Here is a 25,526-nt window from a genome sequence, read left to right on the forward strand (position 1 = left end):
TGATCATTCCCGGCTCGGCCGGCCATTTCCGCACGCGAACCGCGGCGGGCGACGCCGGGGCCCGCGGTCACCCGCTGCCGCACCGCCCGGACCGGGTCACCCGCACACGCCGTCCAGCCATGCCAGCACCGCGTCGGTGAGCGCCGTCATCGACTCCGCCTCGGTCACCCCGGCCGACTTCGGCACCGCAAAGCCGTGGTCCCCGTGGGCCACCTCGGTGATCTCGGTGCCCGCGGGGAACTCCGCGGGCCGCCCGAACGGATCCCGGCCGCCCTGCACCACCAGGGTCGGCACCCCGGCGCCGGTCAGCTCCTCGACCCGGGACTTCTCCGGCTTGCCCGGCGGGTGCAGCGGGAAGCTCAGCGCCAGTACGGCGTGCGCGCCCAGCTCGCGGGCCGTGCGGCAGGCCACCCGGGCACCGGCGCTCCGCCCGCCCGCGACCACCGGCAGCCCGGGCTTGGTGAGCGCCGGCCACAGCGCGGTCCAGGCCGCGTCCAGGGTCTTCGGCGCGGGCGCCACCTTCTTGCCGGCCACCCGCCACGGCTGCTCGACCAGCGCCACCGGGTAGCCGCGGGCCGGCAGCGCGGCCGCCAGGGCCACCAGGTCGCGGGCCTCGATGCCGCCGCCGGCGCCGTGGCTCACGGCGACCACGGCCCGGGCCGGTTCGGCCTCGCGGTACCAGGAGATCCGGGCGTCGCCCGCCGGCGTCGTGATTGTCTCGCTCTCGTTCGCCCTCGTGCTCATACGCCCATCCTGCCCGCGGTGCACCGCGCGGGGCGGTCCGGCCCGCCCGGCGGCTCAGAACAGCGTGCCGACCTCGGGGCCGTCGAGCTCGGTGACCAGCTCGGGACCGTTGTTGCGGACGTTGCTGACGTCGGTGGGGACCGGGTAGGCGCGCATCAGACCGGGCGGCGGCGGGGCCAGCAGGGCGCGCAGGTCGTCGGGGTCGGTGCGGGTCGGGTCCAGCCAGGCGTCCCAGCGGTCCGGCGGCAGCACCAGCGGCATCCGCGGGTGGATGGCGGCGAGCGACTGCGGGCCCTCGCCGCCGGCGGCCCCGGCCAGCGGCGTGGTCTCGGCCTCGGTGGTGACGACCGTGCAGGTCACCCACCAGGCCAGCGGGTGGTCCCCGGGCAGGGTGCGGTCCCGCCAGAACTCGTAGAGGCCGGCCATCGCCATCACCGAGCCGTCCGCGGGCGTGACGAAGTACGGCTGCTTGCGGGGCCGCTTCTTGCGCCCCTGCTCCTCCAGCTCCCGCTCGCCGGCGCCGGTGACCCACTCGAAGTAGCCGTCCCCGGGGAGCAGGCAGCGGCGCGCGGCGAACGCCTGCCGGAACGACGGCTTCTCGTGCACCGTCTCGGCCCGCGCGTTGATCATCCGCGCGGCGCCCTCGGGTGATTTCGCCCACGACGGGACCAGGCCCCACTTGAGCGTCCGCAGTTGACGCACCGGTCCCGGCGGGAAGGCGGCGGCCGCCTCGCCCTTGAGGGGACGTTCCAGCACCGCCTGCACGCTGTCCGTCGGGGCGATGTTCCAACTGGGCGCCAGGGTCTCCGTGGGCTCCCACTGCTGAACGCCGAAGATCCCCACCAGGTCCTCGGGCTTCCGGCTCGCTGCATACCTACCGCACATGCATGCCACACTGCCATGCACGTCGAAGGGAGACGCGGAGACCATGGACACCCACAGCATCACCGACGTCTGGGACCGGGTCGTCTCGGCCCAACCCGGCCCGACGCTCTGGCTGGTGATCGTCACCGGCGTGCTGGCCCTGGGGGCCATCGTCCCGCGCACCGCCTGGCGGCTGTCGCGGAACGCCGTCACCATCGCCCACGAGGGCGGCCACGGGCTGATCGCCCTGCTCACCGGCCGCCGGCTGGACGGCATCCAACTGCACTCGGACACCTCGGGGTTGACGGTCTCCCGGGGCAAGCCGCACGGCCTCGGCATGATCCTGACCGCCGCGGCCGGCTACATAGCGCCGTCCCTGCTGGGCCTGGCCGGCGCCGCGCTGCTGGCCGCCGGGCACATCACGGCGCTGCTGTGGGGGGCCACCGCGCTGCTGCTGGCGATGCTGGTGATGATCCGCAACGCGTACGGCGTGCTCACCGTCGTACTGGCCGGCGGCACCTTCCTGTTGGTGTCCTGGCTGACCGATCCCCAGGTGCAGGCGGTGTTCGCGTACGCGGTGGTGTGGTTCCTGCTGCTGGGCGGGGTGCGGCCGCCGTTCGAGCTCCAGGGGAAGCGGCGCCGCGGCGGCGCCGTGGACTCCGACCCCGACCAGTTGGCGCGGCTCACCCACGTCCCGGCCGCGGTCTGGCTCGGTTTCTTCCACGTGGTGACGGTCTGCTCCCTGATGGGCGGCGGGCGCTGGCTGCTCGGTATATGAGGAGCCGATGCCCCTCTCGATGACATCCGGTAACCCACATTCCGTATGTCTCCCGCGCCCCGGTTGCCCCGAAGACGCCACCTGCCTGCGGTTGTACTGGCAGGGACGTGTTTCGCACAGGTTGCGCCGCTTTTGATCAAGATCGGCACCCTTGTCCAGCCATTAAAGTAAGGGCATGACCGAGAGCCCCGCTCCCCCCGCCCTGTGGCCCGCCCCCGTAGCCCCGGGGGCGGTCGATGCGACCGTCACCGTGCCCGGCTCCAAATCGGTCACGAACCGCGGCCTGGTGCTGGCCGCGCTGTCCTCCGAGCCCGGCTGGCTGCGCCGCCCGCTGCGCTCCCGCGACACCCTGCTGATGGCCGAGGCGCTGCGCGCCATGGGCGTCGGCATCGAGGAGACCGTCTCCTCGGGCTCCGCCGACTCCGGCGGCGAGGCGTGGCGGATCATCCCCGCCGGCCTGCACGGCCCCGCCACCATCGACGTCGGCAACGCCGGCACGGTCATGCGCTTCCTGCCCCCGGTCGCCGCGCTCGCCGACGGCCCGGTCCGCTTCGACGGCGACCCGCGCTGCTACGAGCGCCCGCTGGGCGGCGTCATCGACGCGCTGCGCGCCCTCGGCGCCCGGATCGACGACGACAACCGCGGTGCGCTCCCGATGACGGTCTTCGGCGGCGGTGCCCTGGAGGGCGGCGCGGTGGAGATCGACGCCTCCTCGTCCTCCCAGTTCGTCAGCGCCCTGCTGCTGTCCGCCCCCCGCTTCAACCAGGGCGTCGAGGTCCGGCACGTCGGCGCGGCGCTGCCCTCGATGCCGCACATCCGGATGACCGTCGACATGCTGCGCAGCGTCGGCGCCCAGGTGGACACCCCGGAGGCCGGCGGCGAGCCGAACGTCTGGCGGGTCACCCCCGGCGCGCTGCTCGGCCGCGACCTGGTCGTCGAGCCGGACCTCTCCAACGCCCAGCCGTTCCTGGCCGCGGCCCTGGTCACCGGCGGCAAGGTCACCATCCCGGACTGGCCCGAGCACACCACCCAGCCCGGCGACGCGCTGCGCGAGATCTTCACCGCCATGGGCGGCTCCTGCGAGCTGACCGACGACGGCCTGACCCTCACCGGCAGCGGCCGGATCCACGGCATCGACGTCGACCTCGGCGAGGTCGGCGAGCTGACCCCGGGCATCGCCGCCCTCGCCGCGCTCGCCGACTCGCCCTCCACGCTGCGCGGGGTGGCCCACCTCCGGCTGCACGAGACCGACCGCCTGGCCGCGCTCACCAAGGAGCTCAACGAGCTCGGCGGCGACGTCACCGAGACCGCCGACGGCCTGCACATCCGGCCGCGCCCGCTGCACGGCGGGATCTTCCACACCTACGAGGACCACCGGCTGGCCACCGCCGCCGCGATCATCGGCCTGGCCGTCGAGGGCGTGGAGGTGGAGAACGTCGCCACCACCGCCAAGACCCTGCCGGACTTCCCGGCGCTGTGGACACGGATGCTCGACCCGACGTCGGCCCCCGCCCGGAGAGCGTGAGGGTCGTCGCACGATGCGCCGCTACGGCAAGAACCCCGATGAGGACGACGTCCGCGTCCGCCCCAACCGCAAGGGCAACCGCCCGCGGACGAGCATCCGGCCCAAGCACGAGGACGCCCGCGAGGGCCTGGTCCTGACCGTCGACCGGGGCCGCCTGACCTGCCTGATCGAGGGCCGGACGGTCACCGCCATGAAGGCCCGCGAGCTGGGCCGCAAGAGCGCGGTGGTCGGCGACCGGGTCGCGGTGGTCGGCGACCTGAGCGGCGACAAGGACACCCTGGCCCGGATAGTCCGGGTCGAGACGCGCTCCTCCACGCTGCGCCGCACCGCCGACGACGACGACCCGTTCGAGCGGGTGGTGGTCGCCAACGCCGACCAGCTCGCGATCGTCACCGCGCTCGCCGACCCCGAGCCCCGCCCCCGGCTGATCGACCGCTGCCTGGTCGCCGCCTACGACGCGGGGCTGGACCCGCTCCTGGTGCTGACCAAGTCCGACCTGGCGCCGCCGGACACCCTGCTGGAGTCCTACGGTGCGCTCGGCGTCCCGTACGTCGTCACCAACCGCGAGGAGCTGGCCGACGGCGCCGCCGCCGAGCGGGTCCGGGAGAAGCTGACCGGCCGGATGACGGCGTTCGTGGGGCACTCCGGGGTGGGCAAGACGACCCTGGTCAACGCCCTGGTGCCGGAGCGCCGCCGGGCCACCGGGCACGTCAACGCGGTCACCGGCCGCGGCCGGCACACCACCACCTCGGCGCTGGCGCTGCCGCTCCCGGACGACACCGGCTGGGTCATCGACACCCCGGGCGTCCGCTCCTTCGGGCTGGCCCACATCGACCCGTCCCGGGTCATCAACGCCTTCCCGGACCTGGATCCCGGCACCGCCGAGTGCCCCCGGGCGTGCAGCCACGACGAGCCGGACTGCGCGCTGGACGCCTGGGTGGCCGAGGGGCACGCGGACCCGGCCCGCCTGTATTCCCTGCGCCGGCTGCTGGCCACCCGCGAGCGGCGCGAGGGCGACTGAGCGCGGCGATCCCCTGCCGACCATCCGGACCGCGGGCATAATCGCCTTCAACCAGGACGCGGTCCGGTCTGGTCCGGTCCATTCCCGTCCGATCCGGTCCGGCCCCGCCAGAAGTGCTCAACCGGCTGGCGCGGCCCCGAGCTGACGGAGGCGTGGGATATGGCGTGGCTGCTGGTCGTGGTGGCGGGGCTGCTGGAGACCGGCTTCGCGGTCTGCCTCAAGCTCTCGCACGGCTTCACCCGCCTCTACCCCACGGTCGCCTTCGCCGTCTTCGCGCTGGGCAGCTTCGGCCTGTTGACCCTGGCGCTGCGGAAGCTGGACGTCGGCCCGGCGTACGCGGTGTGGACCGGCATCGGCGCGGCCGGCACCGCGATCTACGGCATGATCTTCCTCGGCGACCTGGTCTCCACGTTGAAGATCGTCTCCATCACGCTGGTGGTCGTCGGGGTGATCGGGCTCCAACTGTCCGGCTCGGCGCACTGAAGCACGTCGAAGCACGCACAGGCGGCCGGTGGGAACGCGCCATCAGGCCGTGAGCCCGGCGAACGCCTTCCGGACGAGCCGGCCGACCGCCTCGGTCTCGGCCTCCGGCGCCCGCTGCCGCGGCACCTGCGCGGACGCCCCCGCCGGCGCCGCGTCCGGTGCCGGTCCCGCCGGGACGATCACACAGGACAGCGTCAACCGGGCCGCGGTCTCGCAGGCGGTCCCCAGGGCCGGCAGTTCCTCCCGGGGCCGGCCGGGCGCCAACGCCGCCACCGCCCGGTCGCGGAAGTGCCCGACGAGTTCCGCCGGCCCGGTCTGCCCGGCCGGCAGCCGCTCCCCCCAACATCCCGTCAGCGCCGCCTTGACCAGCGGATTCGTCCGCGCGGCGCGCAGCGTCCAGGCGGCCGCGGCGGCCACCCGCGCGGCCGCGTCGCCCGCCGGGCCGTCCAGGCCGTCCGGGCCTCCGACGGCCAGCGCCCGCTCCACCCCGGTCAGATAGCTCTCGGTCTCCCGGCTGACCAGCGCGCGGGCCAACCCCTCCTTGCTGCCGAAGGCGTTGTAGAGCGTCTGCCGGGAGACCCCGGCCGCCGTCGCCACCTCCACCATCCGGACCTCCACCCAGGCCCGGTTCAGCAGCGCCGCATAGGCGGCGTCCAGCAGGGCCTCACGCGCCGAGGGCATCCGCCACCTCCCCGACCCACCCGACTTGTGGGCCAGCTCACAGAATTGACGCACCGTCAGGGACTGTCAAGACCCGCTACGGGCACCGCCGGCGCGAACCCGACCGACGCCGACGGGCGGACCACCCGATGAGCGCGGCATGGCCGTGTGGCTCCCGCGCATACCAGTCGATACTGTTCGCCCATGCCCGACTATCACGATGATCTTCGCCTGGCACACGTCCTGGCGGACGCCGCGGACGCCGCGACCATGGAACGGTTCAAGGCCCTCGACCTCAAGGTGGAGACCAAACCGGACATGACCCCGGTGACCGAGGCGGACAAGTCCGCCGAGGAACTGATCCGCAGCCACCTCCAGCGCGCCCGGCCGCGGGACGCGGTGCTCGGCGAGGAGTTCGGCAGCGAGGGCTCGGGCCCGCGCCGCTGGATCATCGACCCGATCGACGGCACCAAGAACTACGTGCGCGGGGTGCCGGTCTGGGCGACCCTGATCGCCCTGATGGAGCGCGGCGAGGGCGGCGACCGCCCGGTCGTCGGGCTGGTCTCCGCGCCGGCGCTGAACCGTCGCTGGTGGGCCGCGGAGGGCCTCGGCGCCTTCACCGGCCGCAGCCTGACCTCGGCGACCCGGCTGCAGGCCTCCCAGGTCGGCCGCATGCAGGACGCGTCCTTCGCCTACTCCTCGCTGACCGGCTGGGAGGAGCGCGGCAAGCTCCCCAACTTCCTCAACCTGTCCCGAGACTGCTGGCGCACCCGCGCCTACGGGGACTTCTGGCCGTACATGATGGTCGCCGAGGGGACCGTGGACATCTGCGCGGAGCCGGAGTTGTCGCTCTGGGACATGGCGGCCTGTGCGGTGATCGTCCAGGAGGCCGGCGGGCGCTTCACCGGACTCGACGGCCGACCCGGCCCACACAGCGGCAACGCGGCGGCCTCCAACGGCCTGCTCCACGAGGACCTGCTCTCCTACGTCGGCGACGACCGGAGCTGATCCCGCACGGGTGACCGGCGCCGGCTTTCACGCCGCGCACACCCCGGCCGACCTGCACAGGGGCGGATGTTCGGACTGACGTCCAGCATCTGCCCCTTGTTGTGCGCCCGGGAGCATGTGAATATGAGAAGCCCCCACTTTGTGAATTTGTGAATCGTTTCGCATTTTCACAGCCCCAAGGAGGTGGCTCTTCTCCATGCCCATGCTCGTCAAAGACGCCATGAGCACGGTGGTCCTCACCATCGGGCCGGCTCACACCCTCCGCCAAGCGGCGCGGCTGATGGCGGCCCGCCGCATCGGCGCGGCCGTGGTCCTCGACAACGACACCTGCGGCATCGGCATCCTCACCGAGCGCGACATCCTCAACTCCCTTGGCGCGGGCGAGAATCCCGACCGGGAGACCGCACAGGGCCACACCACCTCGGACGTGGTCTTCGCGGCCCCCGACTGGACCCTGGACGACGCGGCGGGCGCCATGGTCCGCGGCGGCTTCCGCCACCTCGTCGTCCTCGACGACATGGAACCCGTCGGCATCGTCTCGGTCCGCGACATCATCCGCTGCTGGTCCGGCGTCCCCGCCCGGGCGGCCGCGGCGGCATGAGGGGCACCACCGCGCACCTCGACTCCGGGCCCGCCCCGTGCGGGCACGGGTCGGCGTACGCGCGAAGAGGCCGGAGCCCCATGGCTTCCGGCCTCTTCGGCATGTACGGCAAGCGACGACGGATCGCCCCGTGCCGCGACCACCGCGCGGGCGGCGGCCGCAGCGCGTGGGACGTCAGCCGCGCAGGGCCTGGACCGCGGCCTCCAGCCGCTTGCCGTAGTCCGCGTCCGCCTTGCGGAAGTTCTCGATCGCGCGCTGCGCGATGTCGTCGCGGGAGACCTTGGCGATGAAGCCCGCCAGGTTGTTGATCAGGCGCTCCTTCTCGGCCTCGGACATCAGGCGGTAGAGGTTGCCGGCCTGGACGAAGTCGTTGTCCTCGGCGTGCGAGGGCGCCGCGCTCTTGGCGGACTCGCCGGAGACCGCGACCGGCTGCCACAGCGGCCGGCCGGTCTCGACCGGGCCGCCGAAGCTGTTGGGCTCGTAGTTCTTCTGGCCGGCGTGGCGGCCGTCGTAGAGCACGCCGTCCCGACCGTGGGTGCGCGCCTCGGTGGCGTGCGGGCGGTTCACCGGGAGGTGGTCGGCGTTGATGCCGACGCGGTAGCGGTGCGCGTCGCCGTAGGCGAACAGGCGGCCCTGGAGCATCTTGTCGGGCGAGGGGCCGATGCCCGGCACGAAGTGGTGCGGGGAGAAGATCGACTGCTCGACCTCGGCGAAGATGTTCTCCGGGTTGCGGTTGAGCTCCAGCTTGCCGATCTCGATCGGCGGGTAGTCCTCGTGCGGCCAGACCTTGGTCAGGTCGAACGGGTTGAAGCGGTAGTTGGCCGCCTCGGCCGCCGGCATGATCTGCACCTGGACCGTCCAGGTCGGGAACTCACCGCGCTCGATGGACTCGCGCAGGTCCCGCTGGTGGCTGTCCGGGTCCTCGCCGGCCAGCTTGTTGGCCTCGTCCTGGACGAGGCTCTTGATGCCCTGGTCGGTCTTGAAGTGGTACTTGACCCAGAAGACCTCGCCCGCCTCGTTGCTCCACTGGAAGGTGTGCGAGCCGTAGCCGTTCATGTGGCGGTAGCTGGCCGGGATGCCGCGGTCGCCGAAGAGCCAGGTCACCTGGTGGGTGGCCTCGGGCGACAGACCCCAGAAGTCCCAGACGTTGTCCGCCTCCTGCGAGCCGGTGTACGGGTCGCGCTTCTGGGTGTGGATGAAGTCGGGGAACTTGATGGCGTCCTTGATGAAGAAGACCGGCGTGTTGTTGCCGACCAGGTCGTAGTTGCCCTCTTCGGTGTAGAACTTCAGCGCGAAGCCGCGGGGGTCGCGCACCGCGTCGGCCGCACCGAGGTTGCCCGCGACGGTCGAGAAGCGCAGGAACGTCTCGGTCTGCTTGCCGACCTCGGAGAGGAACTTCGCGCGGGTGTACTTCGTCACGTCCGCGGTCACGGTGAAGGTGCCGTACGCGCCGGCGCCGCGGGCGTGCACGATGCGCTCCGGGATGCGCTCGCGGTTGAAGTGCGCCAGCTTCTCGATCAGGTTCTGGTCCTGGATCAGACCGAGGCCGCCGACGCCGGCCGTCTCGCTGTTCTGGTTGTCCGCGACCGGGGCCCCGGCCTCCGTGGTCAGCGGTCCGGTGGTGCTCTCTACCGACACGTGCGCCTCCTGATGTCTTTCGTACACCTGCCCTTGGCTTTCGCCGAGCCCGATCCTACATTGGACATTGTCTAAGTCAAGAAGTGACCGAAAGTCGTACACAATCCGGTGATGGACGACCGCTGGTACCCTGGTGGCTATCTGACTGATAGGTGATTGGCATGAGTGACCTGCTGGAACGGCTCCGGGGACGCGGCTGGCGACTGACCGCACAGCGCCGCGTCGTCGCCGAGGTCCTGGACGGGGACCACGTCCACTACACCGCCGACGAGGTGCACGCCAAGGCGTCGGAGCGCCTTCCTGAGATCTCCCGCGCCACGGTCTACAACACCCTCGGCGAACTGGTCTCGCTCGGCGAGGTGATCGAGGTGAGCACCGACGGCCGCGCCAAGCGCTACGACCCCAACGCCCACCACGACCACCAGCACCTGGTCTGCTCGCGCTGCGGCACCATCCGCGACGTGCACCTGCACGGCGACCCGCTGTCCGCCCTGCCCGAGCCGGAGCGCTACGGCTTCGACGTCTCCGAGGTCACCGTGACCTACCGGGGCATCTGCCCCAACTGCAACACCGAGTCCTGACCCGGGCCCGGCCCCGTCCGGGCCGCGCCCCAGGCCCCCGCCACCACCGCGCGCCCTCCCCTCGGCCACCCCGCGGCCCCGTTCCGCTCACGGAGCAACGACCCGCCGCCGACCAGGACACCCCGGCCCCCAGTCGACAGCCGACGACATCCCCGCCACTCCTCGCGCCCGCCTACCTGCCCGCGCGCGGGACGCCCACTCCCCTGTCGCCCCACCTGACGGCACGTCATATCGCCGCAGCGCCAAGTGCTTTGATCGCGTCGCGCGTTTTGATAACCGGGGCCGACGCACCCAGGGGAGGCGCACCGCGAGAGGGCCTCCCGCCCCCCAGCCGCACGCACGGCCAACCGCGCTCGGCGCCGCCACTCCCACAACGCCGAAGGCCCGGATCCTTGAGGATCCGGGCCTTCGGTTTCAGTAGCGGGGACAGGATTTGAACCTGCGACCTCTGGGTTATGAGCCCAGCGAGCTACCGAGCTGCTCCACCCCGCGCCGTTGTGTCTCAACTTTAACCCCACCGCGACGACCAGCGCAAATTCCCTCCGCGGGGCCCCGGGGCCGGCCCTCGGACCGGGCCCCGGACACCGGGCGCAGACCGCACCCTGCCGCCGTCACGCGCTCAGTTCCTCCTGGAGCGCCGCCCGCAACCGGGCCGCCCGTTCGGCCACCTCCGGCGGCCCCAGCTCCACGGCCCGCGCGCACCAACGCTGGGCCTCCGCGAGCGCCCCGCGCCGGGCGGCGATCAGCGCCAGCCGCAGCGCCGCCCGACCGTGCCCGCCCTCGGCGGCGCGCTGCCACCACAGGGTGGCCTCGGGCAGGCTGCCCTCGCGGGCCAGCAGCAGGCCGAGGTTGAAGGCGCCGTTGCGGCTGCCGGCCTCGGCCGCCGCGCGGTACCAGTTCGCCGCCTCGACGACGTCACCCTGAGCCGCCGCGAACATGCCAACCCGGACCTGGGCGCGGCGGTGGCCCTGCCGGGCGGCCCGCTCGTACCACTGCCGGCTCTCGTCGCCCTCGGCCCGCTCGCCGTCCGCACCCGCGGAGCGCCGGTCCAGCAGGTCGGCGAGCCGGAAGGCCGCCTCGGCGCTACCGCCCCCGGCCGCGCAACGGAGGTTCCGCTCGGCGTCCTTGATCTCGCCGTCCCGGAGTTGCGCTATGGCCACCTGGAGCGCGGCCTCGGTGTGCCCGGCGGCCGCCGCGCGCTCGTACCAGGAGAGCGCCAGCCGCTCCTCGCCGCGCCCGGCGAACAGGATGCCGAGGTTGAACGCGGCGTCCACGCTGCCGGCCTCGGCCGCCTTGGAGAACCACGGCTCGGCCCCGGAGGCGTCGCCGCGCTGCAGCAGCAGGATCGCCAGCGCGTTGGCCGCCTCGCGGTGACCGGTGTACGCGGCGCGGCGGTACCACTGTTCGCCCCGGCCGGGCCGGCCCTGCTCGGCGCAGAGCAGGCCGAGGTTGTAGGCGCCGTTGATGTCCCCGGCGTCCAGCGCGGCGCGGTACCAGCGCTCGGCGGTCTGGAGTTCACCGCGGTCGGCGTGGAGCGCCCCCAGGGCGTTGGCCGCGTTGCCGTCGCCGTCCTGGGCCGCGCGCCGCCACCACTCGGCGGCGCTCTCCTCGTCGCCGGCGTCGCGCAGCAGGAAGCCCAACGCGCAGGCGGCGCGGGCCTCGCCGTCCTTGGCCGCGGAGAGGTACCAGCGGCCGGCCTCCTGGATGTCGCCGCGCTCCTCCAGCAGCGCGCCCAGTTGCAGCGCGGCCCGCCGGTGGCCGCGGGCGGCGGCCTGGCGGTACCACTGCTGGGCCTCGACCTGCTGGGTCAACTCCCCGTAGGCGGGCGTCGTTCGGCGCTCGGCGTCCCGGCCCTCCTCGATGAGCCGGGCCAGGCGGTAGGCGGCCTCGCGGTGACCGCGCTCGGCGGCGGCCCGGAACCAGCGCTCGGCGCCGATGTCGCCGCGGTGCTCCAGGAGGTCGGCGAGGGCGTAGGCGCCCAAGTAGTGGCCGGACTCGGCGGATTGGCGCAGCCAGTACTCGGCGGCCGGCTCGTCGCCGCGCTCGCGGTAGTGACGGCCCAGGGCGTGCGCCGCGGCGGCGGAACCGGCGACGGCGGCGATCCGCCACCAACCGGCGGCCTCGTCGCCGTAGCCCCGCTGGTGCAGGAGGACGCCGAGGTTGTTGGCCGCGGCCCGGTCCCCCGCGGCGGCCGCGGAGCGCAGGTGAGGTTCGGCGCCGTCCAGATCGGCACGGCGCAACAGCAGTGCGCCCAGGGCGCTCATGGCGGCGGTGTCGCCCGCCTCGGCGGCGCGGCGGTAGCCGGACTCGGTCACCGCGTCGGACGCCTCGGCCGTGCCGTCGGCCTCCATCGCGTCCATCGCCTTCTCGGAATCGCGCCCGTCGTCGGGCGCCTGCACAAACCGGTCCGTCTCCAACAACCTTGCCTTGTCCCCCATAAGAACCATCGTCGCATCACCTGTAACGCACGTACACCTGGTATACCGCAGCAAGTGAGGTCACTTCAGCGGTTTGTCGACTTCCCGACACGGCGACATGCCAAACTCAAGCACACAGCTTTCCCACATGGGGCGTCCGACCCGCCTGTCGGCCGCTTTGACACGAACGCATGACAAAGGCCCGGATCCTCAAGGAATCCGGGCCTTGGTCTTCAGTAGCGGGGACAGGATTTGAACCTGCGACCTCTGGGTTATGAGCCCAGCGAGCTACCGAGCTGCTCCACCCCGCGCCGTTGTGACTCCAACGTATCACGCCACGGGGCCGCGATTGACACTCGGTGCGCGGTGGCCGCCGGTTCGCGCCGGCGGCCACCCCGCTGAGGCCCGCGCCGGGCACCACCCAGTGGTGCCCGGGGAAGGCTCAGCCGCTCGACTTCCCGCCCTTCTCGGACGCCTTGGCCGCCCGGTCCAGTGCGGCCTTCAGCTTCTTCTGGGCGTCGCCGTACGCGGCCCAGTCGCCCGCCACGCGCGCCTTCTCGCCCTCGTCGTACGCCTTCTCGGCGTCCGACAGGGCCTGTTGGACGGTCTGGCCGGACGGCGGCTGCTCGCCGGTCTGGCCGCCGCCGGGCGGGTTCTCCGGGCTGGTGCCCGCGCTCGGCGCCTTCTTGCCGAAGACCACGTCCAGCGCGTCCTTGAGGCTGTTCTCCAGGACGGGCTTGCTGTCGCCGTAGCTCACCAACACCTTCTTCAGGAGCGGGTAGTTGGTGTTGGCGCCGCGCAGGTAGACCGGTTCGACGTAGAGCAGTCCGCCGTCCAACGGGACGGTCAGCAGGTTGCCGTACTCGATCTCCGAGTCGCCGAACTTCTTGAGGATGTTGAGCTCGTTGGCGATGGCCGGGTCGGAGTTGAACTTCGACTGGGCCAACTGCGGTCCGGGCACCGGGGTCTGCGCGGGCAGCTTCAGCAATCTGATCTTGCCGTAGTCGTCGCTGTTCGCGTCAGCGTCGACCGCCATGAAGGCGCCCAGGTTGTCCTTCTTGTTGGGCGTGAAGGTAGTCGTCAACGAGAACGCCCGGTCCTTCTGGTCGGGCATCTTCATGCTGAGGTAGTACGGCGGCACCGCGTTGCCCGACTTGGTGGTCGGGTCGTTCGGGATCTGCCAGCGCTCCGAACCGGTGTAGAAGGTGCCCGGGTCGGTGACGTGGTACGTGGTCAGCAACTGGCGCTGCACCTTGAAGAGGTCCTGCGGGTAGCGCAGGTGGGCCTTCAGCTCGGGGCTGATGGAGTCCTTCTTCTCGACCGTGCCGGGGAACGCCTTCATCCAGGTCTTCAGGACCGGGTCCTTGGTGTCCCACTGGTAGAGCTTGACCGTGCCGTCATAGGCGTCGACCGTCGCCTTGACCGAGTTACGGATGTAGTTGACCTGGTTCTGCTGGGCCACCACCGCGCGCTGGCCGTTGGTGAGCGAGTCGGCGGTGCTGTCCCCGAGGGTGGTGCGCGAGGCGTACGGGTAGCCGTTGCTGGTGGTGTACGCGTCCACGATCCACTGGATGCGGCCGTTGATCACCGCCGGGTAGGCGTCGCCGTCGATGGTCAGCCAGGGGGCGACGGACTCCACGCGCTCCTTGGGCGTGCGGTTGTACAGGATCCGCGACTTGTCCCCGATGGCGCCGGAGTAGAGGATCTGCGGCTCCCCGAACGCCACCGCGTACGCGGCGCGGTTGATCGGGTTGGACAGGCTCACCCCGCTCTTGCCCTGGTAGCGGTAGCCCTTCTCGCCGCTGTCGTCGGAGTAGTCCAGCTCCTTCTGCGGCCCGCCCACGATGGAGTACTGGGTGGTCTTCTCGCCGTAGTAGACCCGCTGTTCGTACGGGGGGAGCTGGCCACGGGAGGGGAGGTTGGCCTCGGTGTAGTCCGGGGCGCCGCCGTCGGCGGTCTCGGTCCCCTTGGCGGTGACCGCGCCGTAGCCGTGGGTGTACTTGAAGTGGTCGTTGATCCAGTTGCGTTCGGGGATGCCGGCGATGTTCAGCTCGCGCAGGCCGATGACGGTGTCCTGCTCCTTGCCGTCCTTGTCCTTGTACCGGTCGACGTCCAGGGTGGACGGGAACTGGTAGTAGGACCGCACCTGTTGCTGCTGCTGGAAGGCCGGCGAGACCACGTTCGGGTCGAGCAGCCGCATGCTGGCGGTGGTGTCCGCCGCGTCCCGCAGCCGCTGGCTGTCCTCCTTGGTGGTCGGCTTGTAGTTGCCCTTGTAGGGCGTCACGTCGGCGTCCTGGATGTCGTACGCGTCCCGGGTCGCCTTGATGTTGTTCTCGATGTACGGCGCTTCCTTGGCCTGCTCGTTGGGCTGGACCTGGAACTTCTGCACGATCGCTGGGTACAGCCCGCCGATCAGGACGGCGGAGAGCACCATCAGCCCGAAGCCGATCACCGGCAACTGCCAGGTGCGCCGCCAGAGGGTGGCGAAGAACAGGACCGCGCAGATCGCCGCGATGAAGAACAGGATGGTCTTCGCCGGCAGATAGGCGTTGGCGTCGACGTAGCGCAGACCGGTCCAGTTGTCGGCCGACTTCAGGCCGCTGGACTTCACCGCCAGGCCGTAGCGGTCGAGCCAGTACGCGACCGCCTTCAGGGAGACGAAGATGCCCAGCAGCACCGAGAGGTGGCCGGTGGCCGCGGCGGTCGCCCGGGAACCGGGGCTGGTCAGCCGCAGTCCGCCGTAGAGGTAGTGGGTGAGGGCGGCGGCCACCAGGGACAGCACCGCGCAGGCGAAGCCGAAGCTCAACAGGAAGCGGTACCAGGGCAGATCGAAGGCGTAGAACGAGACGTCCTTGTGGAACTGCGGGTCCGTGGTGCCGAACGGGACGCGGTTGACCCACTGGAGCCAGGTACGCCACTCACCGGAGGCGGAGGCCCCGGCGATCAGCCCGATCACCGCGGTGATCGCGATCAGCGCCCACTTCTTGAACGGGGCGATGCCCATGCGGTAGCGGTCCAGGCTCTGCTGCTCCGTGGACATCGCGGCGAGCGGCGGCCGCAGCCGGTGCGCCAGCCAGATGTTGATGCCGACGGCGATCGCCATGACGAAGCCGAAGGCGAAGAACAGTCCGATCTTGGTCCACAGGGTGGTGGTGAAGACCGAGGAGAAGTGGACCGAGCGGTACCAGAGCCAGTCGGTCCAGAAGCCCGAGAACATCACGAAGAGCATGGCCAGCACGGCCAGTGCGCCCAACGTCATGAGCAGGGTTCGGAACCGCCGCGACGGTCGGCCGACTCTGATCCGTGGCCCGGAGGGGCCTCCGCCGCGGTCCGGCATCTGGAAAGCCAAGGTGCGCACCTCGAAGTTCGCTGTCGTGTGGAGCAGGCCCGGCGATAGTAGGACCCAGTGATGCAACTTACGACGGCTTTACTCGGTTCCCGATTTCCGGGGTCTACAAGGCACGATGTTGGGCATGACCAACCTCCCCGTTGACGGCACCCCCCTCGCCGCCGACCCACTGACCCGCGCGGTGCTCGAAATCGACGAGTACGCAGCCGGGCTCGGCTGGGACCAGCCCGCCCGACTGTTCGCCCTCGTCGACACCACCAAGCTCCGCGCGCAGGAGCCCTCGCTCGCCGCCCAACTGGGCATCGACGAGTCCTCCGGCACCTCCCTGACCCCCATCGAGCAGGACGAGATCCCCGCCGGCGCCCCGCTGGACGAGTTCCTCGCCACCATCGCCTGGCCGGACGCCGTCGTCGGCTGCGCGCTCACCGTGGAGCGCCTGATGCTGCCCCCCTCCGCCGAACAGGCCGAGCCGGCCGGTATGAGCGGGGAGCAGCTCGCCAAGTGGGTCGCCAAGCACCCGGACCGCCAGGAGGTGCGGATGACGGTGGCCGTCCTCCGGGACGGCGCCCGCGAGTCCGCGCTGCGACTGCGCGAGAAGGACTCCACCTCCGAGGTGCTGACCGGCAAGTCGCTGGTGCCCGGCCTCGCCGAGGCGCTGGCCGCGACCTTCGAGGAGTAACGGCCTAACGGCCACGGCGGGCCGAACGGGCCCGCCGGCCGCCCCCGCTACCGGCCTGCCGGGCTACAACTCGGCAGGCCGGCGGTGTCGTGCCCGCGGATCTTCTCCAACGCCTTGACCGCGTCCTGGATGGAGCCGACCTTCACCAGCCGGAGGCCGCTGGGGGTGTCCTTCGCCGCGGCCGCGCAGTTCTCCTTGGGCGTCAGGAAGAACTCCGCGCCCTTGTCCCGCGCCCCGATCGTCTTCATCGAAATGCCGCCGATCGGGCCGACCTTGCCCTGGTCGTCGATGGTGCCCGTACCGGCGACGAACTTGCCGCCCGTCAGATCGCCGCCCGGGGTGAGCTTGTCGACGATGCCGAGCGCGAACATCAGCCCGGCGCTCGGGCCGCCGACGTCCGCCAGCTTCACGTCAATGGGGAACGGGAAGATGTGGTCCAACTGCGCCTGGATGCCGACCACCGCCCGGCCGCCGTCCGACGCCGTGGTGATCGCGAGCTGCTTGACGGGGACCTCAGGCCGCTTGCCCTTCTTCTCCGCCGCGGCCGCCTCCTTGGCCGGAATGATGGAGAAGACCACCTTTTCGCCCGGCTTGTGCTGGGTGACGAACTTGGCGACGTCGCTGGTCTGTTGGACGTCCTTGCCGTCCACCGCCTTGATCACATCGCCGGCGTGCAGCACCCCGTCGGCCGGCTTGTCCTTCAGGACCGCACCGACGACGGTCTGGGTGGCGACCGGAATGTTCAGCTCCTTGAGCGCGGCGGCCTTGGCGCTCTCCTGGGACTGACTGAACTCCTCGGCGTTCTGCTGGTCGGCCTGCTCGGCCGTCTGCCCCTCGGGATAGAGCGTCTTGTGCGGCACCACCGCGCTGCTCGGGTCCAACCAGCCGTAGACCGCCTCAAGGAGGTTCATGTTGTAGTCCGGCCCCGTGACCCGGACCGTCGTCATGTTGAGGTGCCCGGACGTCGGATAGGTCTTCCGGCCGGAGATCTGCAGGACCGGCTCCCCGTCGTGCTCACCGAGGGTGTTGACCGTCGGCCCCGGCGACATCTCGGCATACGGGACGGGAATCAGCACCCCGGCGCAGAGCAGCGCGATCAGCATCAAGGTCGAGGCGAGCAGCGTCGCGGTGCGGCGTGGCATGGAACGACAGTACGGGACGGGTACGACAACCGGCCCGCGGGGCCGTCCGTACGGGGGCGAGCGAGGGCGTCAGACCGGCCGCTATGACGTCAGACCGGGTCCGAGGCGTGCTCGGGGGCGGTCGCGGCCGGGGCGTGCCCCCGCTCCATCGCGGCGCGGAACCGGGCGTAGCCCGCCAGCTCGGCGACGTCCCCGGAGCGGCGGTTGCGCATGGCCCAACTGCTCCACATCGCAGCGGCCAGACCGGCCAGCACCGGAATCAGCAGCCAGAGGAGCGCTCCCATGGCGACCTCCCTACCCCTTGCGCACCCGCGATCGACAAATAAGCAGATTAACCATCTGCCACGTCAACGCTGGTCCCGAGGACGGGGTTACGCAACCGGAACCCAAGGCACCGATTCGGCCGCATGGCCCCAGGAGCATGGGGAACGCACCCGGCCTACGCCCCGGAGGAGAGCGCTACGCGCCCACCCTCCCGCCCGTCACCCGACCTCCACCCCCAGAAGAGGGCGCTACGCGCCCACCCACCCGCCCGTCACCCGACCTCCACCCCCAGAAGAGGGCGCTACGCGCCCACCCACTCTTCGGTTCCGTCCGAGAACGTCTGGTGCTTCCAGATGGGGACCTCGTGTTTGAGGTCGTCGATCAGCTTGCGGCAGGCCGCGAACGCCTCGGCCCGGTGGGGGCAGGCGACCGCGACGACCACGGCGAGGTCCCCGATGGCCAGGTCGCCCACCCGGTGAACGGCGGCCAGCGCGCGGACCGGGTAGTCGGCGACGACCTTCTCGGCGATCCGGCGCAGCTCCGCCTCGGCGGACGGGTGCGCGGAGTAGCCCAGGCCGTCCACGTCCGCGCCGCCGTCGTGCGAGCGGACGGTGCCGACGAAGAGGGCCGTGCCACCGGCCGATGCGTCACCGACCGCCGCGAAGACCTCGTCCACCGACAGCGCGGCGGCGCGGATCTCCAGGAGCCGGATGGGGTCCTCGGCGGCCTGCTCACCAGGGTGGTCGCGACCGGTGCGGGAGTGCGTGCCAGACATGGTCCCATCGTGCCGTACCGGGAGGGCGCCGCGGAATGGCCGTTTCCACCGGGCGTCCGCGACCGCGTATGGAGGCTCGTACAGTCCCGTGGCCCCGGTGGCCGTTTCGGGAGGTGTACGGGCGGACGGACGATCCCGATGGGTGGCGTCAGATGCGGCGGCGGGCCTTGCGTGCGCGGCGGACCAGGGCCGCGGTGCCCAGGAGGGCGACGGTGGCGCCGGCGGCGCCCGCGGCGGTGGCGTCCTTGCGGCCGAGCCGGCGGCCGGCGACGGTGTGCCGCCCGGCGACCTCCTCCAGCAGTTCGGCAAGGACCTCCTCGTTGGTCCACTGGGGCCGCCAGCCCGCGTCGTGCAGCCGGCTGCCGCTGACCACCCAGGGGTGCATGGTGTACGCCAGGTCTCCGGCGGGCGACGGCGTCAGGCCGATCCGGTGCAGCCGGGCGGCGGCGCCCAGAGCCACTGAGGACGGCAGCTCCATGCGCCGGATACCGGAGAGCTCCTCGACCTCCTCCTGCTCCAGCCAGCCGTCGCAGCCCACCGCCAGCTCGCCCTCGACCTTCTCCAGGGCGGCGTACTCCAGGGCGCTGACCAGGTCCTCCACGTGACAGAACTGCCAGGCGGGGCGGGAGCCGGCGACGACCAGGAGGCGCGGCGACTCGAAGTAGCGGGTCAGCGCGGTGTCGGTGCCGCCGACCAGGACGGCGGGGCGGAGCACGGTGACGTTCAGGCCCGGGTGGGCGCGGGGGGCGCGGCGCGCCAGGTGCTCGATCTCCAGGAGGTCGCCGACCCCGGTGGCGTCGGCGGTGGCGCGCAGTTCGGCGTCCTCGGCGAGCGGGACGTCGTTGTCGGGCAGCGCCCCGTAGACCATCGCGGAGGTGCACAGCACCACCCGGTGGACGCCGGCGGCCGCGGCCGCGGTCAACACGGTCTGGGTGCCGCGCACGTTGTAGGCGGTGCGGGCCGCGGCGTCGGTCTCCAGGTCGAGGTCGAGCGCGAGATGGACGACGACGTCCGTTCCGCGCAGTTTGTCGGCGATGGCGGGGTCACGGACGTCGAGCACGTGCCACTCCGCCTCGGCGACCTCACCGACCCGCTCGTCGATCGCCACCACCTGCTTGACCTCGTCGGACGCGACCAGGGCGCGGGTGAGCAGCGCGCCGACCCCGGAGGCGGCTCCGGTGACGGCGACGACGGGGCGGCGCAGCGGCCGGCCGGCGTCGGACGGGCCGCGGTCGGCCTGTTCGGTTGTGGCGGCAGCGTTTCGCGCTGCGCGAACGGTCGGATCTGGGGAACTCACCGGGCGTCTCCAGCGGTTGTCTTCAGTGCGGGCGCGTCTGACGCGTTCGCACCAGGTGGCGTCCATCCTGCCGCAGCCACCGGGACAGCGAAGCACCGAGCCCCAGGGCGGGGCGAGTGTCTACGCTGGAGGTGATGTCGGGCAGCCGCCGTCGGCGTAGGGCCGGCGGCCCTACGAGCCGAGGAAACCCGTGAGTGACACCCCATTTGGATTCGGCCTTCCGCCGGAGGAGCCGGAGGACGGCGACAACGGCAAGCAGAAGGGCGGCCAGGGAGGTAGCCAGGGCCCCGCGAACCCCTTCGGGTTCGGCGGCGGGAGCGGCGACGCGAACAATCCGTTCGCGGCGCTCTTCGGCGGCATGGGGGGACCCGGCGGCCAGATGAACCCTGGCGACCTCGGCGCCGCCTTCCAGCGCCTCGGCCAGATGCTCTCCTACGAGGGCGGCCCGGTGAACTGGGAGATGGCCAAGGACATCGCGCGGCAGACCGTCGCGCAGGGCGCCGAGGACGGCAGCAAGGACGCCAGCGTCTCCCCCGGTGAGCGCTCGGCGGTCGAGGACGCCGTACGGCTCGCGGACCTCTGGCTGGACGGCGTGACGTCGCTCCCGTCGGGCGCCGGCACGGTGGTGGCCTGGAGCCGCGCCGAGTGGGTCGAGGAGACCCTGCCGGTGTGGAAGGACCTGGTCGACCCGCTCGCCGAGCGGGTCGGCTCGGCGATGGGCGACGTACTGCCCGAGGAGATGCAGGCCATGGCGGGCCCGCTGCTCGGGATGATGCGCTCCATGGGCGGCGCGATGTTCGGCACCCAGATCGGGCAGGCGCTGGGTGTGCTGGCCTCCGAGGTCGTCGGTTCGACGGACATCGGGCTGCCGCTGGGCCCGGCCGGCAAGGCCGCGCTGCTGCCGGCGAACGTCACGGCGTTCGGCGCCGGACTGGGCGTCCCCGAGGAGGAGGTGCGGCTCTACCTCGCCCTGCGCGAGGCCGCCCACCAGCGGCTGTTCGCCCATGTGCCGTGGCTGCGCTCGCACCTCTTCGGTGCCGTCGAGGGCTATGCGCGCGGCATCAAGGTCGACACGACCAAGCTGGAGGACGTGGTCGGCCAGCTCGACCCGCAGCACCCCGAGGAGCTCCAAAACGCCCTCCAGCAGGGCATGTTCCAGCCCGAGGACACCCCGGAGCAGAAGGCCGCGCTGGCCCGTCTGGAGACCGCGCTGGCGCTCGTCGAGGGCTGGGTCGACGCGGTGGTGCACGCCGCGGCCAAGCCGCACCTGCCGTCTGCCGACAAGCTCCGCGAGACGCTGCGGCGGCGCCGGGCCACCGGTGGCCCGGCCGAGCAGACCTTCGCCACGCTGATCGGCCTCCAGCTCCGCCCGCGGCGCCTGCGGGACGCCTCGCGGCTGTGGGCCTCCCTGACGGACGCACGGGGCCTGGACGGCCGCGACGGCCTGTGGGAGCACCCGGACATGCTGCCGACGGCGGCCGATCTGGACGACCCGGACGGCTTCGTCCACCACGAGCACCCGGACTTCTCCGAGCTCGACAAGATGCTGGGCGAGGCGGCGTCCGGTGCGGGCCCGGACCTGACCAAGCGGTCCGAGGACGCCGGTGAGGCACCGTCGGACGGCACCAAGGACGAGGGTGGCACACGCGGCCCCGAGGACGACGGCAAGGGCGGCGGCGCCCAGTGACCCTGCGGGAGGACGCGGCGCGGGTGCTCAAGGAGTGGCCCGCGCCGTCGGCCGACCAGGAGCGACTGCGGCTGGCCTATCTGGACCACCTCGCGGCCCATCAGGACGGCATGTGGAAGCCGTGCAAGGAGGGGCACCTCACCGCCAGCGCGCTGGTCATCGACCCGGAGGGCGGTCGGGTGCTGCTCACCCTGCACCGCAAGCTGGAGATGTGGCTCCAGATGGGCGGGCACTGCGAGCCCGAGGACGCCTCGCTCGCCGACGCGGCGCTGCGGGAGGCGCGCGAGGAGTCCGGGATCGCGCGGGGGCTGACGCTGCTGGGCGGTGCGCCGGTGCGGCTGGACCGCCATCAGACGCCCTGCGCCGTGCACTTGGACGTCCAGTACGCCGCGCTGGCGCCGCCGGACGCGGTCGCGGCGATCAGCGACGAGTCGCTGGACCTGCGGTGGTTCCGCTACGACGAGGTGCCCTCGGTGGCCGATGCGTCGGTGGTCAACCTGGTGGCGGACACCCGGGCGTTGCTGTCGGCGACACCATGACGCCGCCACAAGCCATTTGACGCTGCGCCAGCTACGCCAACTCCGGCGCCCGCCCCAACGGGGCGGGCGCCGGACGCATTTGGGGGGGCGAGGCCGTCGCGTGCGCGCCGGTCAGCGACCCCGGTGCGGGTCACCCGGGCCCGTACCCGGTTCCTCTTCGGGGCGCCACTGCCCGCCGGCACCCTCGGAAGCCGGCGCACCCTGCCCCGGATACGGGGCGTACGGGGCCCCCGGGGGTGGCGGCTGCTGGCCCGGCTGACCGTACGCACCGGGGGGCGGCGGAAGCGGCACCGGCGGCCCCTGGGGCGCGGCGTACCCACCGGGCGGCGGGGGCGGCGGCTGCTGCCCGTACGGAGGCGGTGGAGGCTGCTGACCGTAGGGCAACGGTGGGGGCTGCTGGCCGTACGGGGGCGGCGGAGGTACCTGCTGGCCGTACGGGGGCAGCGGCGGGGGCTGTTGGCCGCCGGGCACCTGGCCGTACGGGAGCGGGGGCGGACCCGGCACGCCGACGGCCGGCGGCGGAGGGGGCGGCGGAGGCGGAGCCTGGACGCCCGGGGGCGGCGGCGTCCCGCCCGGCGGGACCAGCGGCGCAACGAGCGTCGGCGCGCTGTGGATCTGCGCGGCGGCCGGCTGGGGCAGCGGGGGCGGGACCAACTGCGGCTGGTACGGCGCCGGTTCGCGCGGATCCGGGGCGGTCGGCGCCGGCCCGGGCACCCCCTGCGTGGTGACGGGCGGTGCCGGGGGCGAGACGGGCGCGGGGTCGGGCGTCGGGGCGGGGGCGGGGGCGGGGACACCCTGCGCCGTGACGGGTGGCGCCGGCGCCTCGCCCGCGGGCCCCGGCGCTCCCTCGGCGCGCCCGGTGCCCTCGTCCTCCTCCAGGATCTCGCCGCCGAAGTTCGTCAGCAGCGCCTCCAGGCCGCCGTCGAAGCCCTGGCCCACGGCGGCGAACCGCCAGACGTCCTTGACGTAGAGGTCACCGAGCATCACCGCGCGCTCGGTGCTGAACTCGGCGCCGGTGAAGGGATATCGGGCCACCTCCTGGCCACCGGCGACGATGCGCAGGAAGCCCGGCCCGATCTGCGACATCTGTCCGTCGCCGTCGAGGGTGGCGGTGAAGGTCAACTTCCGCACCTGCGGCGGGATCCGGTCGAGGGCGATCCGGAAGGATTCGGTGTCGCCGCCCTGCGCACCGAGCAACTGGATGGCTTCTTCGGGCGACTTGGGCTGGTTGTAGAAGATGAAGTAGCGGTCGTCGGACAGCCGCTCGTCGTCGTCCAGCCCGAAGCAGCTTATGTCGACGACCAATCCGGGACCGGCGATCTGCACGCCGACGTACAGCTCCCGTTCCGTCGTCAGATCGGCCAGCCTGGCCTTGTGGCCGCGCTGGAATTCCCTGGCCATCGACACCGGCCCTCCCCCGCCCTCGCGTTGAATCCGTACCCTCGCCAGGCTAACGGCTGGTACGGACAGCGGGCCTCCCCGGTGCGCGCCCGGGGCCTCCGGTCCCGTCAGCGGCGGCGGGCGGCCGGCAGATGCGGCAGCCGGTCGGCGGCCACCACGCCTTCGAGGTAGCCGCGGGCCCGTTCGGTGCGCGGGTAGGACTCCAACAGGCGCCAGAACTCCGGCCCGTGGCCCGGGACGAGGAGGTGCGCCAACTCGTGCAGCAGGACGTAGTCGATGACGTACTCGGGCATGCCCTGGAGGCGGTGCGACAGCCGGATGCTGCCCTCGGCCGGGGTGCACGACCCCCAGCGGGTGTTCTGGTTGGTGACCCAGCGCACCGACCCCGGCCGGGCCCGCCCGTCGAGGTACTGCCCGGAGAGCCGCTCGGCCCGTTCGGCCAGATCGACGTCGCCCAGCATCCGCTTGCTCTCCTGGGCGGCGAGCTTGTCCAGCATCACGGAGACCCAGCGCTGCTCCTCGGACTGCGACATCCGGGCCGGGATCAGGACGATGGTGCGGTCGCCCTCGCGGTACGCGGAGACCGTCCGGCGCCGTCGCGCGCTGCGCCGCACTTCGACCGCGCGGGCCGGTGGGCTCGGCTCGTCCCGGCGCGGGCGGTCGGCGGCGCGGCGCAGGGGCGTCTCCCCGGATCCGCGCGGGGAAGGGTCGGCGGGCACGCGCCCGACGTTACCCGTTGGCACTGCGGGAAGTCCCGCCCCTCGGACGGTTCGCCACCTGAACGCCCCCGGCGTGCACGCGTTGTACGACGAATGACCGCCGCCTGTGGATAACTTCCGCCGCGCTCGGGCGCTCGGCGCATGCTGGAGTCCGGTCGAGAACGAACGGGGGCGGCAGACATGCATCCGATGCTCAAGCCCGCGCTGCGGCGCGGTTGGCGGGACCGGGAGACGGTGTGGTTCGGGGTGGCACCGGCCCATGCGCGGTCGGTCGGGCCGGTCGACGTGGCGACCGGCTGCTTCATCGAACTGCTCGACGGCACGCGCTCGCTGCCGCAACTGCTCGACGAGGCGGTGGCGCTGGACGTGCCGCCGGAGCGGGCGCGCGGGGTGGTGGAGCGGCTCGGCGCGGCCGGGCTGTTGGAGGCGCCGGCGGCGGACGGACCGGCGGCGGACGCCCTGCGGGCGGACGGCGCGGCCGTCGAGCGGTTACGGGCGGATCTGGGCGCGCTGTCGGTGCGGCAGCGCGGGGGCGCGTCAGGGCCGCTCGCGCGGATGGGGGCGCGCCGGTCGGTCCGGGTCAAGGTGAAGGGGGCGGGCCGGGTCGGCGCGCAGCTCGCGGCGCTGCTGTCGGGGTCCGGGGTCGGCCGGGTGGACGTGGTGGACGGCGGCACGGTCGCGCCGTGGGACGTGGTGCCGGGCGGGCCGGCGGCCGGGCAGATCGGCGAGCGGCGGGCCGAGGCCGCCGGCCGGTTGGTCCGGGAGTCCTCCCCGTGGAGCGGCCGACCCCGGACCGGCGCCCCGGTCACCGAGTCCGGCACGCCCGGCATCTCCCTCATGGTGCTCGCCCCGCGCGACGGCCTCGGCGCCTACGCCCCCGATCCCGTGCTCGCCGAACCGCTGCTCGCCGCCGGCATCCCCCACCTCTACGCGGGCGTGCTGGAAGGCACCGGAGTGGTGGGCCCGTTGGTGGTGCCCGGCGTCTCGGCCTGCGCCGGCTGCGACCAACTCCGGCGCACGGACGCCGAGCCGGCCTGGCCGCGGCTGCTCGCGCAGTGGCGCTCGGGGCGCGGTACCCCGGCGGTGCCGGCCTGCGACGCCGCGCTGGCCACGGCGGTCGCGGGGCTCGCCGCCATCCAGGCGCTGGCGTACCTCGACGGCGAGCCACCGCCGTGCACGGGGGCGCGGATGGAACTGCCGCTGCCGTGTGCGAGCGTACGGACGGTGCGGATCGCCCCGCATCCCGACTGCGGCTGCGGTGCCGCCGCGGAGCGGGGCCCGGCGGACGCCTCGGTTCCTCGGCCGCGACACGCAACAATGACCGGGTAACCCCGGTAGGGGACGGTGTGAGTTG

At 72.7% G+C, this 25,526-nt stretch carries 22 protein-coding genes, 2 tRNA genes and 1 pseudogene; 11 read left to right on the plus strand and 14 right to left on the minus strand.

What is annotated here, in order from left to right; all coding sequences use genetic code 11:
* Positions 1 to 96 precede the first annotated feature (96 nt).
* Both PV796_RS13960 and PV796_RS13965 read right to left on the minus strand, forming a co-directional pair.
* Positions 97 to 744, minus strand: a complete 648-nt coding sequence (locus PV796_RS13960; protein ID WP_274913387.1) for an alpha/beta hydrolase family protein — start codon at positions 742 to 744, stop codon at positions 97 to 99.
* A 54-nt stretch (positions 745 to 798) separates the two neighbouring features.
* Positions 799 to 1,629: an SOS response-associated peptidase gene (locus PV796_RS13965; RefSeq protein WP_274913388.1), complete on the minus strand. Its 831-nt coding sequence runs from the start codon at positions 1,627 to 1,629 to the stop codon at positions 799 to 801.
* Positions 1,630 to 1,672: 43 nt separating this feature from the next.
* Between PV796_RS13965 and PV796_RS13970 the strand changes: the two genes are divergently transcribed.
* From PV796_RS13970 to PV796_RS13985, 4 genes are all read left to right on the plus strand, one after another.
* A complete protein-coding gene (locus PV796_RS13970; RefSeq protein WP_274913389.1) occupies positions 1,673 to 2,386 on the plus strand; it encodes a M50 family metallopeptidase in 714 nt (237 codons plus the stop codon).
* A 175-nt stretch (positions 2,387 to 2,561) separates the two neighbouring features.
* Positions 2,562 to 3,911, plus strand: coding sequence for a 3-phosphoshikimate 1-carboxyvinyltransferase (gene aroA, locus PV796_RS13975; RefSeq protein WP_274913391.1), 1,350 nt, complete (start codon positions 2,562 to 2,564; stop codon positions 3,909 to 3,911).
* A 13-nt stretch (positions 3,912 to 3,924) separates the two neighbouring features.
* Positions 3,925 to 4,932 carry a ribosome small subunit-dependent GTPase A gene (rsgA, locus tag PV796_RS13980; RefSeq protein ID WP_274913392.1) on the plus strand — a complete coding sequence of 336 codons (1,008 nt, stop codon included), beginning with the start codon at positions 3,925 to 3,927 and terminating at the stop codon, positions 4,930 to 4,932.
* A 159-nt stretch (positions 4,933 to 5,091) separates the two neighbouring features.
* Positions 5,092 to 5,415, plus strand: a complete 324-nt coding sequence (locus PV796_RS13985; RefSeq protein WP_274913393.1) for a DMT family transporter — start codon at positions 5,092 to 5,094, stop codon at positions 5,413 to 5,415.
* 42 nt (positions 5,416 to 5,457) lie between these two features.
* Here the strand turns inward: PV796_RS13985 and PV796_RS13990 are convergent, their stop codons facing one another.
* On the minus strand, positions 5,458 to 6,096 hold the full coding sequence (locus PV796_RS13990) for a TetR/AcrR family transcriptional regulator (protein ID WP_274913394.1): 639 nt from the start codon (positions 6,094 to 6,096) through the stop codon (positions 5,458 to 5,460).
* A gap of 183 nt (positions 6,097 to 6,279) precedes the next feature.
* On the opposite strand from PV796_RS13990, the gene hisN reads away from it, so the two are divergent.
* Complete coding sequence (gene hisN / locus PV796_RS13995; protein WP_274913395.1) at positions 6,280 to 7,083, plus strand: histidinol-phosphatase; 804 nt, start codon at positions 6,280 to 6,282, stop codon at positions 7,081 to 7,083.
* A gap of 202 nt (positions 7,084 to 7,285) precedes the next feature.
* Entirely contained in the window at positions 7,286 to 7,684 is a 399-nt protein-coding gene (locus tag PV796_RS14000; protein WP_274919020.1) for a CBS domain-containing protein, read from the plus strand.
* A 174-nt stretch (positions 7,685 to 7,858) separates the two neighbouring features.
* Here PV796_RS14000 and PV796_RS14005 read toward each other — a convergent pair whose 3' ends face one another.
* On the minus strand, positions 7,859 to 9,322 hold the full coding sequence (locus PV796_RS14005) for a catalase (RefSeq protein WP_274913397.1): 1,464 nt from the start codon (positions 9,320 to 9,322) through the stop codon (positions 7,859 to 7,861).
* Between the two features lie 161 nt (positions 9,323 to 9,483).
* Here PV796_RS14005 and PV796_RS14010 point away from each other — a divergent pair, with 161 nt between their 5' ends.
* A complete protein-coding gene (locus tag PV796_RS14010; RefSeq protein ID WP_274913398.1) occupies positions 9,484 to 9,903 on the plus strand; it encodes a Fur family transcriptional regulator in 420 nt (139 codons plus the stop codon).
* Between the two features lie 418 nt (positions 9,904 to 10,321).
* Here PV796_RS14010 and PV796_RS14015 read toward each other — a convergent pair.
* From PV796_RS14015 to PV796_RS14030, 4 genes are all read right to left on the minus strand, one after another.
* Positions 10,322 to 10,395: transfer RNA gene (locus PV796_RS14015), tRNA-Met, on the minus strand.
* 119 nt (positions 10,396 to 10,514) lie between these two features.
* Complete coding sequence (locus PV796_RS14020; protein ID WP_274913399.1) at positions 10,515 to 12,350, minus strand: tetratricopeptide repeat protein; 1,836 nt, start codon at positions 12,348 to 12,350, stop codon at positions 10,515 to 10,517.
* 207 nt (positions 12,351 to 12,557) lie between these two features.
* A tRNA-Met gene (locus PV796_RS14025) sits at positions 12,558 to 12,631 on the minus strand.
* A gap of 131 nt (positions 12,632 to 12,762) precedes the next feature.
* Positions 12,763 to 15,579, minus strand: a complete 2,817-nt coding sequence (locus tag PV796_RS14030) for a UPF0182 family membrane protein (protein ID WP_274913402.1) — start codon at positions 15,577 to 15,579, stop codon at positions 12,763 to 12,765.
* A 214-nt stretch (positions 15,580 to 15,793) separates the two neighbouring features.
* Between PV796_RS14030 and PV796_RS14035 the strand changes: the two genes are divergently transcribed.
* Positions 15,794 to 16,348: a PPA1309 family protein gene (locus tag PV796_RS14035; RefSeq protein WP_274913403.1), complete on the plus strand. Its 555-nt coding sequence runs from the start codon at positions 15,794 to 15,796 to the stop codon at positions 16,346 to 16,348.
* Positions 16,349 to 16,395: 47 nt separating this feature from the next.
* Here the strand turns inward: PV796_RS14035 and PV796_RS14040 are convergent, their stop codons facing one another.
* The 4 genes from PV796_RS14040 to PV796_RS14055 form a co-directional block, all read right to left on the minus strand.
* A complete protein-coding gene (locus PV796_RS14040; protein ID WP_274913404.1) occupies positions 16,396 to 17,490 on the minus strand; it encodes a YlbL family protein in 1,095 nt (364 codons plus the stop codon).
* 89 nt (positions 17,491 to 17,579) lie between these two features.
* A complete protein-coding gene (locus PV796_RS14045; RefSeq protein WP_274913405.1) occupies positions 17,580 to 17,774 on the minus strand; it encodes a hypothetical protein in 195 nt (64 codons plus the stop codon).
* Between the two features lie 281 nt (positions 17,775 to 18,055).
* The gene (locus PV796_RS14050) at positions 18,056 to 18,529 is read right to left on the minus strand and encodes a molybdenum cofactor biosynthesis protein MoaE (protein ID WP_274913406.1); all 474 of its coding nucleotides are present in this window, start codon (positions 18,527 to 18,529) and stop codon (positions 18,056 to 18,058) included.
* 148 nt (positions 18,530 to 18,677) lie between these two features.
* Positions 18,678 to 19,826, minus strand: coding sequence for an SDR family oxidoreductase (locus PV796_RS14055; RefSeq protein WP_274913407.1), 1,149 nt, complete (start codon positions 19,824 to 19,826; stop codon positions 18,678 to 18,680).
* A gap of 190 nt (positions 19,827 to 20,016) precedes the next feature.
* On the opposite strand from PV796_RS14055, the gene PV796_RS14060 reads away from it, so the two are divergent.
* A complete protein-coding gene (locus PV796_RS14060) occupies positions 20,017 to 21,513 on the plus strand; it encodes a zinc-dependent metalloprotease (protein ID WP_274913408.1) in 1,497 nt (498 codons plus the stop codon).
* Positions 21,510 to 22,052 carry an NUDIX hydrolase gene (locus tag PV796_RS14065; protein WP_274913409.1) on the plus strand — a complete coding sequence of 181 codons (543 nt, stop codon included), beginning with the start codon at positions 21,510 to 21,512 and terminating at the stop codon, positions 22,050 to 22,052. Before PV796_RS14060 ends, PV796_RS14065 begins: the two co-directional genes overlap by 4 nt.
* Before the next feature lie 168 nt (positions 22,053 to 22,220).
* Here PV796_RS14065 and PV796_RS14070 read toward each other — a convergent pair.
* Together PV796_RS14070 and PV796_RS14075 are read right to left on the minus strand one after the other, a co-directional pair.
* Positions 22,221 to 23,453, minus strand: a pseudogene (locus PV796_RS14070) (TerD family protein); the annotation flags it as partial.
* Positions 23,454 to 23,560: 107 nt separating this feature from the next.
* Positions 23,561 to 24,172: a M48 metallopeptidase family protein gene (locus PV796_RS14075; protein ID WP_274913410.1), complete on the minus strand. Its 612-nt coding sequence runs from the start codon at positions 24,170 to 24,172 to the stop codon at positions 23,561 to 23,563.
* 189 nt (positions 24,173 to 24,361) lie between these two features.
* Between PV796_RS14075 and PV796_RS14080 the strand changes: the two genes are divergently transcribed.
* The gene (locus PV796_RS14080) at positions 24,362 to 25,501 is read left to right on the plus strand and encodes a TOMM precursor leader peptide-binding protein (protein ID WP_274919022.1); all 1,140 of its coding nucleotides are present in this window, start codon (positions 24,362 to 24,364) and stop codon (positions 25,499 to 25,501) included.
* Positions 25,502 to 25,526: the final 25 nt, after the last annotated feature.

It is taken from the genome of Streptomyces sp. WZ-12, assembly GCF_028898845.1.
GTDB lineage: Bacteria > Actinomycetota > Actinomycetes > Streptomycetales > Streptomycetaceae > Streptomyces.

Bases quoted from the DNA above. Each gene is read 5' to 3' on its own strand.
- PV796_RS13960 (WP_274913387.1), bottom strand. From the start codon at position 744: ATGAGCACGAGGGCGAACGAGAGCGAGACAATCACGACGCCGGCGGGC.
- PV796_RS13965 (WP_274913388.1), bottom strand. From the start codon at position 1,629: ATGTGCGGTAGGTATGCAGCGAGCCGGAAGCCCGAGGACCTGGTGGGG.
- PV796_RS13970 (WP_274913389.1), top strand. From the start codon at position 1,673: ATGGACACCCACAGCATCACCGACGTCTGGGACCGGGTCGTCTCGGCC.
- aroA (WP_274913391.1), top strand. From the start codon at position 2,562: ATGACCGAGAGCCCCGCTCCCCCCGCCCTGTGGCCCGCCCCCGTAGCC.
- rsgA (WP_274913392.1), top strand. From the start codon at position 3,925: ATGCGCCGCTACGGCAAGAACCCCGATGAGGACGACGTCCGCGTCCGC.
- PV796_RS13985 (WP_274913393.1), top strand. From the start codon at position 5,092: ATGGCGTGGCTGCTGGTCGTGGTGGCGGGGCTGCTGGAGACCGGCTTC.
- PV796_RS13990 (WP_274913394.1), bottom strand. From the start codon at position 6,096: ATGCCCTCGGCGCGTGAGGCCCTGCTGGACGCCGCCTATGCGGCGCTG.
- hisN (WP_274913395.1), top strand. From the start codon at position 6,280: ATGCCCGACTATCACGATGATCTTCGCCTGGCACACGTCCTGGCGGAC.
- PV796_RS14000 (WP_274919020.1), top strand. From the start codon at position 7,286: ATGCTCGTCAAAGACGCCATGAGCACGGTGGTCCTCACCATCGGGCCG.
- PV796_RS14010 (WP_274913398.1), top strand. From the start codon at position 9,484: ATGAGTGACCTGCTGGAACGGCTCCGGGGACGCGGCTGGCGACTGACC.
- PV796_RS14020 (WP_274913399.1), bottom strand. From the start codon at position 12,350: ATGGTTCTTATGGGGGACAAGGCAAGGTTGTTGGAGACGGACCGGTTT.
- PV796_RS14030 (WP_274913402.1), bottom strand. From the start codon at position 15,579: ATGACGTTGGGCGCACTGGCCGTGCTGGCCATGCTCTTCGTGATGTTC.
- PV796_RS14035 (WP_274913403.1), top strand. From the start codon at position 15,794: ATGACCAACCTCCCCGTTGACGGCACCCCCCTCGCCGCCGACCCACTG.
- PV796_RS14040 (WP_274913404.1), bottom strand. From the start codon at position 17,490: ATGCCACGCCGCACCGCGACGCTGCTCGCCTCGACCTTGATGCTGATC.
- PV796_RS14045 (WP_274913405.1), bottom strand. From the start codon at position 17,774: ATGGGAGCGCTCCTCTGGCTGCTGATTCCGGTGCTGGCCGGTCTGGCC.
- PV796_RS14050 (WP_274913406.1), bottom strand. From the start codon at position 18,529: ATGTCTGGCACGCACTCCCGCACCGGTCGCGACCACCCTGGTGAGCAG.
- PV796_RS14080 (WP_274919022.1), top strand. From the start codon at position 24,362: ATGCTCAAGCCCGCGCTGCGGCGCGGTTGGCGGGACCGGGAGACGGTG.